Raw genomic sequence first — 13,748 nt, 5'->3', positions numbered from 1 at the left:
ACTGCCGGGTGCCGGCCGGGGGCCGTGGCGGGTTCACGCCACGCCCTCCTCGACCAGCGCGTCGATGGCGTCGCCGGACAGGCCCAGCTCGCCCAGGACGGCGCGGGTGTGCTCGCCCAGCGCCGGTACGGCGTCCATGCGGGGCGCGTCCCCGGTCGGGCCCGGCGGAGCCAGCGCCGGGACCGGACCGGCCGGTGTCGCGACCTCGTGCCGGCGCCCGCGCGCGGCGAGCTGCGGGTGCTCCCAGACCTCGGCGAGCGTGTTGACCCGGGCGTTGGCGACCGGCACCGCGCCGAGCAGTTCGATCGCCTCCGCGCTGGTCAGCTCCGCGAAACGGGCCGCGACGATCGCGCCGAGCGCCTCGCGGTGCGTGTTGCGGTCCGCGTTGGTGGCGTAGTGCGGGTGGTCGGCCAGCTCCGGACGGTTCAGGAAGACCGTGCAGAAGCCGCGCCATTCCCGCTCGTTCTGCACGGCCATCATGACGGTCTTCCCGTCGCCGGCCGTGTACGGGCCGTACGGGTGGATGGTCGCGTGCGCGGCACCCGCCCGGGGCGGCGGCTCCGCGCCGTCGTACGCGTAGTACAGGGGGAAGCCCATCCACTCCACGGTGGCCTCCAGCATGGACACGTCCAGGTGCGTGCCCCGGCCGGTCCGCCCGCGTTCCAGCAGCGCCGCCAGGATCGAGCTGTAGGCGTGCGTGCCCGCCGCGATGTCCGACACCGGGATGCCCACCTTGGCCATCTCGTCCGGCGTGCCCGTGACGGACAGCAGCCCCGCCTCGGACTGCACCAGCAGGTCGTACGCCTTGCGCCCCTCGTACGGCCCCGGGCCGCCGTAGCCGGAGATGTCGCACACGATCAGCCCCGGGTGCCGCGCCCGCAGCTCCTCGGCGCCCAGACCCGCCCGTGCCGCGGCCCCCGGCGCCAGGTTCTGGAGGAACACGTCGGCGCCCGCGATCAGCCGGAGCAGCAGGTCCTTGCCGCGGGGGTCCTTGATGTCCAGGGTGAGGGACTCCTTGCCGCGGTTCGCCCACACGAAGTGCGAGCTGAGTCCCTTCACCCGGGAGTCGTAGGCGCGGGCGAAGTCCCCCGTGCCGGGGCGCTCCACCTTGATCACCCGGGCGCCGAGGTCGGCGAGCTGACGGCTCGCGTAGGGTGCGGCGATCGCCTGTTCCAGCGAGACGACCGTGACTCCGCGCAGCGGCTGCATCTGTGTTCTCTCCGGTACCGGTGGCCGCGGTCAGCTCTTGCGGTGCCCTATGAGCCGGGGCTTGGGCTCCAGGCCGTCCAGGCCGTGCCAGGCCAGGTTCACCAGGTGGGCGGCCACCTCCGCCTTCTTCGGCCTGCGCACGTCCAGCCACCACTGGCCGGTCAGCGCCACCATGCCGACCAGCGCCTGCGCGTACAGCGGGGCCAGCTTGGCGTCGAAGCCGCGGCTCTTGAACTCGCGGCCCAGGATGTCCTCCACCTGGGTGGCGATGTCGGAGATGAGCGAGGCGAAGGAGCCCGTCGACTGCGGGATGGGGGAGTCGCGGACCAGGATGCGGAAGCCGTCCGTGTACTCCTCGATGTAGTCCAGGAGCGCGAAGGCGGCCTGCTCGCACAGCTCGCGCGGGTGGCCGGCGGTCAGGGAGCTGGTCACCATGTCGAGCAGCCGCCGCATCTCGCGGTCCACCACCACCGCGTACAGCCCCTCCTTGCCGCCGAAGTGCTCGTACACCACCGGCTTGGAGACCCCGGCCTTCGCCGCGATCTCCTCCACGGAGGTGCCCTCGAAGCCCTTCGCCGCGAAGAGGGTGCGGCCGATCTCCAGCAACTGCTGGCGGCGCTCGGCACCGGTCATCCGGGTGCGGCGCGCGCGCCTGGGCTTCTCGTTGCCTGGGGTGCTGCTGGAGTCGGTCGCCACGCCGTCAATCATGCCGCCTTCGCCGTCTCCTTCCGGCGGCGGGCGCCGTCCTGCTCGGTGTTGCGGCGAGAATCGATACGCGAGCGTGACGGCCAGCGCACGTCGTACGCCCATCCGAACGCCTCGAACCAGCGGATCAGCCGCGCGGACGAGTCGAGCTGACCGCGCATGACGCCGTGCCGCGCCGAGGTCGGGTCGGCGTGGTGCAGGTTGTGCCAGGACTCGCCGCAGGACAGGATCGCCAGCCACCACACGTTGCCCGAGCGGTCCCGCGACTTGAAGGGGCGCTTGCCCACCGCGTGGCAGATCGAGTTGATCGACCAGGTCACGTGATGCAGCAGCGCCACCCGGACGAGTGAACCCCAGAAGAACCCGGTGAACGCTCCCCACCACGACATCGTGACCAGCCCGCCGATCAGCGCGGGCAGGGCCAGCGACAGCAGCGTCCACAGGACGAACTGGCGGGAGACCGCGCGCAGCGCCGGGTCCTTGATCAGGTCCGGCGCGTACTTCTCCTGCGACGTCTGCTCCTCGTCGAACATCCATGCGATGTGGGCCCACCACAGGCCCTTCAGCAGTGCCGGCACCGTCTCCCCGTACCGCCACGGCGAGTGCGGGTCGCCCTCGTCGTCGGAGAACTTGTGGTGCTTGCGGTGGTCGGCCACCCAGCGGACCAGCGGCCCCTCGACCGCCATCGAGCCCGCGATCGCCAACGCGATCTTCAGGGGCCGCTTCGCCTTGAAGGAGCCGTGGGTGAAGTGACGGTGGAAGCCGATCGTGATGCCGTGGCAGCCGAGGAAGTAGAAGAAGACCAGCAGACCCAGGTCCAGCCAGCTCACGCCCCACCCCCACGCCAGCGGCACCGCCGCCACCAGCGCGAGGAACGGGACGGCGATGAACAGCAGCAGGGTGATCTGCTCGATCGACCGCTTCTGCTCACCGCCCAGCGTGGCGGACGACGCGGCGGCGTCGCCGGAGGGTTGCGAAGCGTCTGGGATCACATCGGAACTCGTGGTCATGCGCGTCCCCTGTGGGGTCGAGGGTGGTGTCCGGTGCCGGGCCTCGGGACCATGCACGTTTTCCTACGGTTCCGTAACCTACGGCGACGTAAGTATTGCAGCGCGTTGCCGCGCGGCAAGAGCCCGAGAACCTGCGAGTCCGGGCCGACACCTATCCTGGGAGTCGGTCGGACAGCGCGGTCCGCTCTGAATAATTCCCGGACGTCCGGCCCGTAAGCGGCGCCCGCCGCGCGAGACGCCGTCCGGGTTCCCTCCCAGACGATCCCACCCGTCGCCCGCCACCGCCCCTCGAGGGAGTCGCCGGCGCGACGCACCTTCGATCACTGCAAGGAGCCGCACCTGTGAGCAGTGCCGACGACCAGACCACCACGACGACCAGCAGCGAACTGCGAGCCGACATCCGCCGGCTGGGCGACCTCCTCGGAGAGACCCTCGTGAGGCAGGAAGGCCCCGAGCTTCTGGAACTCGTCGAGAAGGTGCGCCGACTCACCCGAGAGGACGGCGAGGCCGCCGCGGAACTGCTGCGCGGCACCGAACTGGAGACCGCGGCCAAGCTGGTCCGCGCCTTCTCCACCTACTTCCACCTCGCCAACGTCACCGAGCAGGTGCACCGAGGCCGTGAGCTGGGCGCCAAGCGCGCCGCCGAGGGCGGACTGCTCGCCCGCACGGCCGACCGCCTCAAGGACGCCGACCCGGAGCACCTTCAGGAGACCGTCCGCCACCTCAACGTGCGCCCCGTCTTCACCGCGCACCCCACCGAGGCCGCGCGCCGCTCCGTCCTCAACAAGCTGCGCCGCATCGCAGCCCTCCTGGACACCCCGGTCATCGAGTCCGACCGGCGCCGCCTGGACACCCGCCTCGCCGAGAACATCGACCTCGTGTGGCAGACCGACGAACTCCGCGTCGTCCGCCCCGAGCCCGCCGACGAGGCCCGCAACGCCATCTACTACCTGGACGAGCTGCACGCGGGCGCCGTCGGCGACGTCCTGGAGGACCTGACCGCGGAGCTGGAGCGGGCCGGCGTCAAGCTCCCCGACGACACCCGCCCGCTCACCTTCGGCAGCTGGATCGGCGGCGACCGCGACGGCAACCCCAACGTCACCCCCCAGGTCACCTGGGACGTCCTCATCCTCCAGCACGAGCACGGCATCAACGACGCCCTGGAGATGATCGACGAGCTGCGCGGCTTCCTCTCCAACTCGATCCGCTACGCCGGCGCCACCGAGGAACTCCTCGCCTCCCTCCAGGCCGACCTCGACCGGCTCCCCGAGATCAGCCCCCGCTACAAGCGGCTCAACGCCGAGGAGCCCTACCGGCTCAAGGCCACCTGCATCCGGCAGAAGCTCGAGAACACCAAGCAGCGCCTCGCCAAGGGCACCTCCCACGAGGACGGCCGCGACTACCTGGGCACCGCCGAACTCCTCGACGACCTGCGCGTCATCCAGGCCTCCCTGCGCGAGCACCGCGGCGGCCTCTTCGCCGACGGCCGCCTGGCCCGCACCATCCGCACCCTGGCCGCCTTCGGCCTCCAGCTGGCCACCCTGGACGTCCGCGAGCACGCCGACGCCCACCACCACGCGCTCGGCCAGCTCTTCGACCGGCTCGGCGAGGAGTCCTGGCGCTACGCCGACATGCCCCGCGAGTACCGCGCCAAGCTCCTCGCCAAGGAGCTGCGCTCCCGGCGTCCGCTGGCGCCCACCCCGGCGCCCGTCGACGCGCCGGGCGAGAAGACCCTCGGCGTCTTCCAGACGGTCCGGCGCGCCCTGGAGGTCTTCGGCCCCGAGGTCATCGAGTCCTACATCATCTCGATGTGCCAGGGCGCCGACGACGTCTTCGCCGCCGCCGTGCTGGCCCGCGAGGCCGGCCTGATCGACCTGCACGCCGGCTGGGCGAAGATCGGCATCGTGCCGCTCCTGGAGACCACCGACGAGCTGAAGGCCGCCGACACCATCCTGGAGGACCTCCTCGCCGACCCCTCCTACCGGCGCCTGGTCGCGCTGCGCGGGGACGTCCAGGAGGTCATGCTCGGCTACTCCGACTCCTCCAAGTTCGGCGGCATCACCACCTCGCAGTGGGAGATCCACCGCGCCCAGCGCCGGCTGCGCGACGTCGCCCACCGCCACGGCGTACGGCTGCGCCTCTTCCACGGCCGCGGCGGCACCGTCGGCCGCGGCGGCGGCCCCACCCACGACGCGATCCTCGCCCAGCCCTGGGGCACCCTGGAAGGCGAGATCAAGGTCACCGAGCAGGGCGAGGTCATCTCCGACAAGTACCTCATCCCGTCGCTGGCCAGGGAGAACCTGGAACTGACCGTCGCGGCCACCCTCCAGGCGTCCGCGCTGCACACCGCGCCCCGCCAGTCCGACGAGGCCCTCGCCCGCTGGGACGCCGCCATGGACGTCGTCTCCGACGCCGCCCACACCGCGTACCGGTCACTCGTCGAGGACCCCGACCTGCCCGCGTACTTCCTGGCCTCCACGCCGGTCGACCAGCTCGCCGACCTGCACCTGGGCTCGCGGCCCTCGCGCCGCCCCGGCTCGGGCGTCTCGCTCGACGGACTGCGGGCCATCCCGTGGGTGTTCGGCTGGACCCAGTCGCGGCAGATCGTCCCCGGCTGGTTCGGCGTCGGCTCCGGCCTCAAGGCGCTGCGCGAGGCGGGCGTGCGCCAGGAGGGCGACGCCGTCCTCGAAGAGATGCACCAGCACTGGCACTTCTTCCGCAACTTCATCTCCAACGTCGAGATGACACTCGCCAAGACCGACCTGCGGATCGCGCAGCACTACGTCGACACCCTCGTCCCCGACGAGCTGAAGCACGTCTTCGACGCCATCAAGGCCGAGCACGAGCTGACCGTCACCGAGGTCCTGCGCGTCACCGGCGAGACCGAACTGCTGGACGCCGACCCGGTCCTCAAGCAGACGTTCAGCATCCGCGACGCCTACCTGGACCCCATCTCCTACCTCCAGGTCGCCCTCCTCGGCCGCCAGCGCGAGGCGGCCGCCGCCGGCACGGAGCCCGACCCGCTCCTCGCCCGCGCCCTGCTCCTCACCGTCAACGGCGTGGCGGCGGGCCTGCGCAACACCGGCTGACCGCGGCCCCGTACACAGGACGGTGCCCCCGTGCTCACCAAGAGCCCGGGGGCACCGCCATGCCGTACGCGGGAAGCTCACACCGCGAAGAACGCCGCCGTCAGCAGCGCCACACCCGCCCCGGCCATCGCCCACGCCATCCGCGTCCGCCGCAGCCCTCCGGCCACCACCACCGACGCCAGCAGCAGCGCCCCGCCCAGCGGCACCCACGCGTACAGCACCCCCGCCGGACCGGAACGCACCACCTCGTCGCTCCCCGGCTTCACCACCACCGAGTACGTCCGCCCCTTGGCCACGGCGACCGAGTCCTCCATGACGACCCGCTCCCGCTCCCGGGACCCCGCCGACACCGGTGCGTACGGGCCGCTGCACGCACCGTCGGCGCACCCCGTCACCTCGACCGTGCCCTGCTCGCGGCCCTTGGTCAGCAGCACGTGCTGCGCCGTGCCCCAGGACGCCCACACACCCGCGATCAGGATCAGCGCCGCGACCGTGCCCATCGCCGCGATCCGGCCGAATCGCATCAGGGCGTACGAGACCTGACGGGGACGAGGGGCGGCGGCGGAGGCAGGCATGGCCGGGATCATTGGCCATACCTGAGCGGTCGGTCAACTCGCCCGCGCGCCATCAACGGACAAGTCAGGAGTTGTACGTGCTCTGCGCCCGCTCCAGCCCCTCGATGACCAGAGCCTCCACCGCGTCCGCCGCCCGGTCCACGAAGTAGTCCAGCTCCTTGCGCTCCGCCGACCCGAAGTCGCGCAGCACGAAGTCCGCCACCTGCATCCGCCCCGGCGGCCGACCGATCCCGAACCGCACCCGGTGGTACTCCCGGCCCAGCGCCTTCGTGATCGACTTCAGCCCGTTGTGCCCGTTGTCCCCGCCGCCCAGCTTCAGCCGCAGCACGCCGTAGTCGATGTCCAACTCGTCGTGCACCGCGACGATGTTGGCGAGCGGAACCTTGTAGAAGTCCGCCAGCGCCGTCACCGGGCCGCCCGACACGTTCATGAACGACATCGGCTTCGCCAGGATCACCCGCCGGTTGGCCGGCCCGGGCGGGCCGATCCGCCCCTCGACCACCTGGGCCTGCGCCTTGCCGTGCCGTTTGAACCGCGCCCCCATCCGGTCCGCCAGCAGATCCGCCACCATGAAGCCGACGTTGTGCCGGTTCGCGGCGTACTCGGGGCCCGGATTGCCCAGGCCGGCGATCAGCCAGGGCGCACTCGCGTCCGTCGTCACGTCCATGTCTCCTCGCTACCCGTCCGCACATACGCGTCGGCCGCTGCTCCGCACGGGAACAGCGGCCGACCACATGATGACCCAGGCCCGACAGGACCCGGGGGACGATCAGGCCTCGGCGGCCTCTTCGCCCTCGGTCCCACCCTCGCCCTCGGCGGCCGGCTCCTCGGCCTGCGCGGACAGGACCTGCACGACCACGGCGTCCTCTTCGACGGCCAGCTTCACGCCGGACGGCAGCTTGACGTCCTTGGCGTGGATCGAGGCACCGGCCTCCAGACCCTCCACCGACACGGTGACGTGCTCCGGGATGTGCGTGGCCTCGGCCTCGACCGGCAGCGCGTCCAGGACGTACTCCAGCAGGAAGCCGCCCGGGGCCAGCTCGCCCTCGGCCTGCACCGGGATCTCCACGGTCACGGTCTCGCCGCGCTTGACCAGCTGGAGGTCGACGTGCTCCAGGAAGCCCTTGATCGGGTCACGCTGCACGGACTTCGGGATCGCCAGCTCGTTGGTCTTGCCGTCGATGTCCAGCGCGATCAGGACGTTCGGCGTACGCAGCGCCATCAGCAGCTCGTGGCCCGGCAGCGTCAGGTGCAGCGGGTCGGAACCGTGGCCGTACAGAACGCCGGGAACCTTGTCGTCACGACGGATACGGCGGGCGGCACCCTTGCCGAACTCGGTGCGCGTGCCGGCGGAGATCTTCACCTCGGACATGATCACTCCTCGTAGAGGTAGAAACGGACGTGGTCACCCGGCCACGAACGGCCTGCTACGAAGAGCGCGTCGATAACGGACAACCGAACCCGCGACACGGGTACGGCCTCCCTCGCCGAGCAACTTCAGCAGTCTACTCGGAGGGGGAGGCCGCACCCAAAACGATCTCCACGTGCTGTGCAGAACGGTTACTGCACGACGCTCACAGCTCGTCGAAACTCACTGCTCGTCGAACAGGCTCGTCACCGAACCGTCCTCGAACACCTCGCGCACCGCGCGCGCGATGGTCGGCGCGATCGACAGCACCGTGATCTTGTCCAGCTCCAGCTCGTTCGGCGTGGGCAGCGTGTCCGTGAACACGAACTCGCTCACCTTCGAGTTCTTCAGCCGGTCCGCCGCCGGACCCGACAGCACACCGTGCGTCGCGGTCACGATGACGTCCTCCGCACCGTGCGCGAACAGGGCGTCCGCGGCGGCGCAGATGGTGCCGCCGGTGTCGATCATGTCGTCGACCAGGACACAGATGCGCCCCTCCACGTCACCCACGACCTCGTGCACCGTGACCTGGTTCGCCACGTCCTTGTCGCGCCGCTTGTGCACGATCGCCAGCGGCGCGCCCAGCCGGTCGCACCAGCGGTCCGCCACCCGCACCCGGCCCGCGTCCGGGGAGACCACCGTCAGCTTCGAACGGTCCACCTTCGCGCCCACGTAGTCCGCGAGCAGCGGCAGCGCGAACAGGTGGTCCACCGGGCCGTCGAAGAACCCCTGGATCTGGTCCGTGTGCAGATCCACGGCGAGAATCCGGTCCGCACCCGCGGTCTTCATCAGGTCCGCGATCAGACGCGCCGAGATCGGTTCACGTCCGCGGTGCTTCTTGTCCTGCCGCGCGTAACCGTAGAACGGCACGATGACCGTGATGGAGCGGGCCGACGCGCGCTTCAGCGCGTCGATCATGATCAGCTGCTCCATGACCCACTTGTTGATCGGGGCCGTGTGGCTCTGGATCAGGAAACAGTCCGCACCACGCGCCGACTCCTGATAACGCACATAGATCTCACCGTTGGCGAAGTCGAAGGCCTTCGTCGGGACGACCCCGATACCCAGCTGGTGGGCGATCTCCTCGGCAAGCTCGGGGTGGGCGCGGCCGGAGAAGAACATCAGTTTCTTCTCGCCGGTCGTCTTGATCCCGGTCACAGCACTGTCTCCTCAGAGGTTCGCAGCTGAGCGTCACGGGCGCTCTCCCGACTGGCCGCGGGGGCGTCTCAGCTGGTGGGGTGCGGATGTGCACTTATCACGGTACGCCGTGTTCGACGCGCCGGTTTCCGGTCAGTCTTCGCTTCCCGCCTCCCGGGAGACCGCCTCGGCCGCCTTCGCCGCCGCGCTCCCCGGACGCTTCCGGGCCACCCAACCCTCGATATTCCGCTGCTGGCCGCGGGCCACGGCCAGCGAACCGGGCGGCACGTCCTTCGTGATCACCGAGCCGGCGGCGGTGTAGGAACCGTCCCCGACCGTGACAGGAGCCACAAACATGTTGTCCGAACCCGTACGGCAATGGGAGCCGACGGTCGTGTGGTGCTTGTCCTGCCCGTCGTAGTTCACGAACACGCTCGCGGCACCGATGTTGGTGTACTCACCGATCGTCGCGTCACCCACGTACGACAGGTGCGGGATCTTCGTCCCCTCGCCGACCGACGCGTTCTTCGTCTCGACGTACGTACCCACCTTGGACTTGAGACCGAGACGGGTCCCCGGCCGCAGATACGCGAACGGACCGACCGACGCCTGCGGGCCCACGTCCGCGCTGTAGGAGACGGTGTTGTCCACCCGCGCCCCCGCCCCGACCCGAGTGTCCGTAAGCCGAGTGTTCGGTCCCACCTCGGCGCCCTCGGCCAGGTGCGTCGCACCGTGCAGCTGCGTACCCGGGTGGACGACGACGTCCTGCTCGAACGTCACCGTCACGTCGACCCACGTGCTCGCCGGGTCGACGACCGTCACGCCGGCCAGCATCGCCCGCGTCAACAGCCGGTCGTTGAGGATCCGGCGGGCCTCGGCGAGCTGCACGCGGTTGTTGATGCCCGCGATCTCCCGGTGGTCACCGGCCACGGAGGCGCCGACCCGGTGCCCGGCCTCGCGCAGGATCCCGAGGACGTCCGTCAGGTACTCCTCACCCTGGCTGTTGTCCGTCCGCACCTTCCCCAGCGCGTCGGCGAGCAGCCGCCCGTCGAACGCGAAGACACCGGAATTGATCTCCCGGATCGCCCGCTGCGCCTCGGACGCGTCCTTGTGCTCCACGATCGCGGTGACGGCGCCGGTGGCCTCCTCCCGCACGATCCGGCCGTACCCCGTCGCGTCCGGCACCTCGGCCGTCAGCACGGTCACGGCGTTCCCGTCGGCGGAGTGCGTGGTGGCGAGGGCCCGGAGGGTGTCGCCGGTCAGCAGCGGGGTGTCGCCGCAGACCACGACCACGGTCCCGTCCACGGCGCCGCCCAGCGCCTCGAGTCCCATCCGCACCGCGTGCCCGGTGCCGTTCTGCTGCTCCTGCACGGCGGTGCGTACGTCGGGGGCGACCTCGGCGAGGTGCGCGGTGACCTTCTCGCGGGCGTGCCCGACGACGACGACCAGGTTCTGCGGGTCCAGCTCACCGGAGGCGGCGAGCACGTGCCCCACGAGGGACCGGCCGCACAGCTCGTGCAGGACCTTGGGTGTGGCCGACTTCATACGGGTGCCCTCACCCGCTGCGAGAACGACGACGGCTGCCGGGCGAATGGCGCTCACGGGATGCCCTTCGGCTTTTGGGGGTGGGGACATCCGCAGGATACCGGGGCGGTTTGAGGGGGGCATGAGTGCGGGCCCTGACCGTGTGGTCAGGGCCCGCACCGAGCAGCTCCGCCAGCTGGATTCGAACCAGCACTACAGGGCTTCAAAGGCCCGCGGGCTACCAGTTACCCCATGGCGGATGGCTGCGTCAGACCATACCTGAGGCCGGCGTACTGCCAAGAACGATCCCGTTCCACCAACCTTCGATCCGTCGGTACAGATCAGCGCTCTGTACGACGCTGATCACCAGGCAGCCACGGTAGTGATCGCCCACGTTCTTGCGGACCGTCTTTGGGTTGTGTTTTTTGAGCGTCGTCTTCCCGAAGCGGGCGGTGTCGGTGCCCGCGAGGGACGCCCAGTACTGCTCCGCAGCGGTCACGTCGGCAGTTTCGTGGATCATCACGCGGAATCGCAGACGCTCGCGTTCCACGTTGAGCAGATCGAGCCAGGCCATGAAGACTTTGATCATGCCGGGGTCGCTGTTGACGAAGAGGACATACTCACGGCGGCTGTAGGGCTTGTCCTTCGCCCCCTCTGCCCAGTAGAGCCCCACGCCGAGAAGGAACAGTTCCCGATCGTTCATGCGACCGATCTCTTGCAGTGCAGCAGCCTTTGTCTGCTCGCGCGCGGCGTCGCGCACCGCCAGCTCGTGCTCCCACCGCTTCCGTGCCGCGAGCCTCGCCTGCTCCGACGGTTCCCGTCGCTCCGGCTTCGGCAGATCCCGCACCCACAGCGAGATCGAACCCTTGCTGCACCCCAGTTCCACCTGGATCTGGTCGTACGTCCACCCCTGGAGCCGCAGCTCCCGTGCCCGCTCCCGCACGTAGTCCTTCGCGTTCGGGCGCTTCGTCCATTCGGGCGGCGGCTCGCCCTCCAGGAGCCGGTTGAGGATGTCGTTGTTGTCGACGTGCAGCCGGTCGCGGATCTGGCGGCGGCTGAGCCCCTCGCGCCGCAGCGCCACCGCCCGCTCCCGCAGGCCCTCGAAGTCCGCGTACTTGTTCTGTGAACGTGCCATGGGCATACCGTCCGGCCGGAATCCTCGCCACCGGTGTGGAATGGCGAGGGGTTCACCAGTTCGAGGGATATCGCGTCCTATCGTTTGTCGAAAGTCACCGGAAATGGGGCGGCTCGCGCCCGTAGGCTGGAGGCATGACCACGACGGGGGAAGACCACGTGCCGGCCCGGGGTGGGCCTTGGTGGTGGGACAGGCGGCGCGGCGCGGTGCTCGATGTGAGCCTCGGTGCCGTGTCCGCGTTGGAGTGCGCGGCGGAGGGGGTCCCGTTCGCGCGGGACGCCGGGATCCCGTTGGCGGTGGGGGTCCTCTTCGGGCTGCTGGCCGGCTCGGTGCTGGTGGTGCGGCGCAGGTGGCCGATCGCGGTGGTGCTGGTGGCGATCGCCGTCACGCCGGCCGAGATGGGCTTCCTGATGGGCGTCGTCGGCCTGTACACGCTGGCGGCGTCGGAGTTGCCGCGGCGGATCATCGGGTCGCTGGCCGGGATGTCGCTGCTGGGGACGTTGATCGTGACGTTCGTGCGGCTGCGGCAGGACATGGCGCGGGACGGGGTGGACCTGGGGGACTGGTTCCTGCCGTTCGCGTCGATCGCGACCTCGCTCGGGCTGACCGCTCCGCCGTTGCTGCTCGGCCTGTACGTGGGGCAGCGGCGGCGGTTGATGGAGAGCCTGCGGGAGCGGGCGGACTCGCTGGAGCGGGAGCTCCAGTTGCTCGCGGAGCGGGCGGAGGAGCGCGCGGAGTGGGCGCGGGGCGAGGAGCGGACGCGGATCGCCCGGGAGATGCACGACGTGGTGGCGCACCGGGTGAGCCTGATGGTGGTGCACGCGGCCGCGTTGCAGGCGGTGGCCCGGAAGGATCCGGAGAAGGCGGTGAAGAACGCCGCGCTCGTGGGGGACATGGGGCGGCAGGCGCTGACGGAGCTGCGGGAGATGCTCGGCGTGCTGCGCAGTGGTGGGAGCGGTGCCCGTGCGGCGCGGGCCTCGGTGCCGTTGGCGGCGGTGGGCGTGGCGGCGGCCGCGGCGGCGTCGCGGGCGGCGGGTGAAGGGGAGTCGGACGGTCCGTGCCTGTCCGAGCTGGACGAGTTGGTCGGTCAGTCGGAGGCGACCGGGATGGTCGTCGATCTGTCCGTGGAGGGGGAGGAGCGGGTGTACGCGGCGGAGGTGGAGGCGACTGCGTTCCGGGTGGTGCAGGAGGCGCTGACGAACGTGCACAAGCACGCGGCGGGGGCGAAGACGTATGTGCGGCTGGCGCACCGGGTGTCGGAGATCGCGATGCAGGTGGAGAACGAGCCGCCGCCCGAGGCCGCGACGTCGGCGCGGTTGCCGTCGGGCGGCAACGGGCTGGTGGGGATGAAGGAGCGGGTGGCCGCGCTCGGGGGTGTGTTCGTGTCGGGGCCGACGGACGCGGGGGGTTTCCGGGTGTCGGCGGTGATTCCGGCGTCCTAGGCGGTGGCCGTGTGGGGTCGGCCGGTGGTGAGGCGGGTCGGCTGGGTGCCGGCGACGAGCGTCGCGAGGGCGGTGTCGATGTCGGGGCCGAGGTACCAGTCGCCGGTGTGGTCGAGGGCGTAGACGCGGCCCTCGGTGTCGATGGCGATGAGGGCCTGGCTGTCGGTCTCGGTGCCGAGGGGGCAGGTCTGGGTGTCGAGGGCGCGGCCGAGGTCGCCGAGGGTGCGGGCCATGTGGAGGCCGTGCAGGGGGTCGAGGTGCAGGGTGGCGGGGGCGATCTGGCGGCCGGGGCCCGTGGGGGTGAGGTGGAGGCCGCCGAACTCGGCCCACGCCTCGACGGCGGCGGGGAAGACGGTGTGGCGGTGTCCGGCCGGTGAGGTGTGTTCGCGCAGGGTGTCGGCCCAGATCTCGGCCTGTTTGATGTCCCAGCGTCCGGGTTGCCAGCCGGCGTCGCGCAGTGCGGCGTCGACGGGGACGGGGAAGCGGGTGGTGGAGGTGCGGTCGGCTTGCATCG

Annotated in this window: 12 protein-coding genes and 1 tRNA gene; 2 read left to right on the top strand and 11 right to left on the bottom strand. The window is 70.8% G+C overall.

Going from position 1 to position 13,748, the window contains the following annotated elements; genetic code table 11:
• Positions 1-33 precede the first annotated feature (33 nt).
• The 3 genes from OIE75_RS15260 to OIE75_RS15250 are packed head-to-tail and all read right to left on the bottom strand — an operon-like array spanning position 34 to position 2,924.
• The gene (locus OIE75_RS15260; protein ID WP_329471215.1) at positions 34-1,209 is read right to left on the bottom strand and encodes a CaiB/BaiF CoA transferase family protein; all 1,176 of its coding nucleotides are present in this window, start codon (positions 1,207-1,209) and stop codon (positions 34-36) included.
• A gap of 30 nt (positions 1,210-1,239) precedes the next feature.
• Positions 1,240-1,917, bottom strand: a complete 678-nt coding sequence (locus tag OIE75_RS15255) for a TetR/AcrR family transcriptional regulator (RefSeq protein WP_307012825.1) — start codon at positions 1,915-1,917, stop codon at positions 1,240-1,242.
• Positions 1,914-2,924, bottom strand: a complete 1,011-nt coding sequence (locus OIE75_RS15250) for an acyl-CoA desaturase (RefSeq protein WP_329471214.1) — start codon at positions 2,922-2,924, stop codon at positions 1,914-1,916. The genes OIE75_RS15255 and OIE75_RS15250 overlap by 4 nt, the downstream gene beginning before the upstream one ends.
• A gap of 341 nt (positions 2,925-3,265) precedes the next feature.
• Between OIE75_RS15250 and ppc the strand changes: the two genes are divergently transcribed.
• Positions 3,266-6,013, top strand: coding sequence for a phosphoenolpyruvate carboxylase (ppc, locus tag OIE75_RS15245; protein ID WP_307012822.1), 2,748 nt, complete (start codon positions 3,266-3,268; stop codon positions 6,011-6,013).
• A 77-nt stretch (positions 6,014-6,090) separates the two neighbouring features.
• Here ppc and OIE75_RS15240 read toward each other — a convergent pair whose 3' ends face one another.
• The 7 genes from OIE75_RS15240 to OIE75_RS15210 form a co-directional block, all read right to left on the bottom strand.
• Positions 6,091-6,600 carry a hypothetical protein gene (locus OIE75_RS15240; RefSeq protein WP_329471213.1) on the bottom strand — a complete coding sequence of 170 codons (510 nt, stop codon included), beginning with the start codon at positions 6,598-6,600 and terminating at the stop codon, positions 6,091-6,093.
• Positions 6,601-6,652: 52 nt separating this feature from the next.
• Complete coding sequence (gene pth, locus OIE75_RS15235) at positions 6,653-7,255, bottom strand: aminoacyl-tRNA hydrolase (protein WP_307012818.1); 603 nt, start codon at positions 7,253-7,255, stop codon at positions 6,653-6,655.
• Between the two features lie 102 nt (positions 7,256-7,357).
• The gene (locus OIE75_RS15230; RefSeq protein ID WP_329471212.1) at positions 7,358-7,960 is read right to left on the bottom strand and encodes a 50S ribosomal protein L25/general stress protein Ctc; all 603 of its coding nucleotides are present in this window, start codon (positions 7,958-7,960) and stop codon (positions 7,358-7,360) included.
• A gap of 219 nt (positions 7,961-8,179) precedes the next feature.
• Positions 8,180-9,154, bottom strand: coding sequence for a ribose-phosphate diphosphokinase (locus OIE75_RS15225; RefSeq protein WP_114528017.1), 975 nt, complete (start codon positions 9,152-9,154; stop codon positions 8,180-8,182).
• Positions 9,155-9,286: 132 nt separating this feature from the next.
• A complete protein-coding gene (gene glmU, locus OIE75_RS15220) occupies positions 9,287-10,735 on the bottom strand; it encodes a bifunctional UDP-N-acetylglucosamine diphosphorylase/glucosamine-1-phosphate N-acetyltransferase GlmU (protein ID WP_307012814.1) in 1,449 nt (482 codons plus the stop codon).
• A gap of 109 nt (positions 10,736-10,844) precedes the next feature.
• A tRNA-Gln gene (locus OIE75_RS15215) sits at positions 10,845-10,917 on the bottom strand.
• Positions 10,918-10,925: 8 nt separating this feature from the next.
• On the bottom strand, positions 10,926-11,792 hold the full coding sequence (locus OIE75_RS15210; protein WP_329471211.1) for a hypothetical protein: 867 nt from the start codon (positions 11,790-11,792) through the stop codon (positions 10,926-10,928).
• Positions 11,793-11,926: 134 nt separating this feature from the next.
• On the opposite strand from OIE75_RS15210, the gene OIE75_RS15205 reads away from it, so the two are divergent.
• The gene (locus tag OIE75_RS15205) at positions 11,927-13,234 is read left to right on the top strand and encodes a sensor histidine kinase (protein ID WP_329471210.1); all 1,308 of its coding nucleotides are present in this window, start codon (positions 11,927-11,929) and stop codon (positions 13,232-13,234) included.
• On the opposite strand, the gene OIE75_RS15200 is transcribed toward OIE75_RS15205, so the two are convergent.
• Positions 13,231-13,746 (bottom strand): SUKH-3 domain-containing protein, encoded by a 516-nt coding sequence (locus OIE75_RS15200; protein ID WP_307012810.1) that lies wholly within the window; start codon positions 13,744-13,746, stop codon positions 13,231-13,233. The genes OIE75_RS15205 and OIE75_RS15200 overlap by 4 nt on opposite strands.
• Between the last annotated feature and the right edge of the window lie 2 nt (positions 13,747-13,748).

The organism is Streptomyces sp. NBC_01723 (assembly GCF_036246005.1).
In the GTDB taxonomy this organism is placed as follows: domain Bacteria; phylum Actinomycetota; class Actinomycetes; order Streptomycetales; family Streptomycetaceae; genus Streptomyces.
The sequence above is the reverse complement of the archived record's forward strand: the minus strand, read 5'-3'. Positions and strand labels throughout refer to the sequence as shown.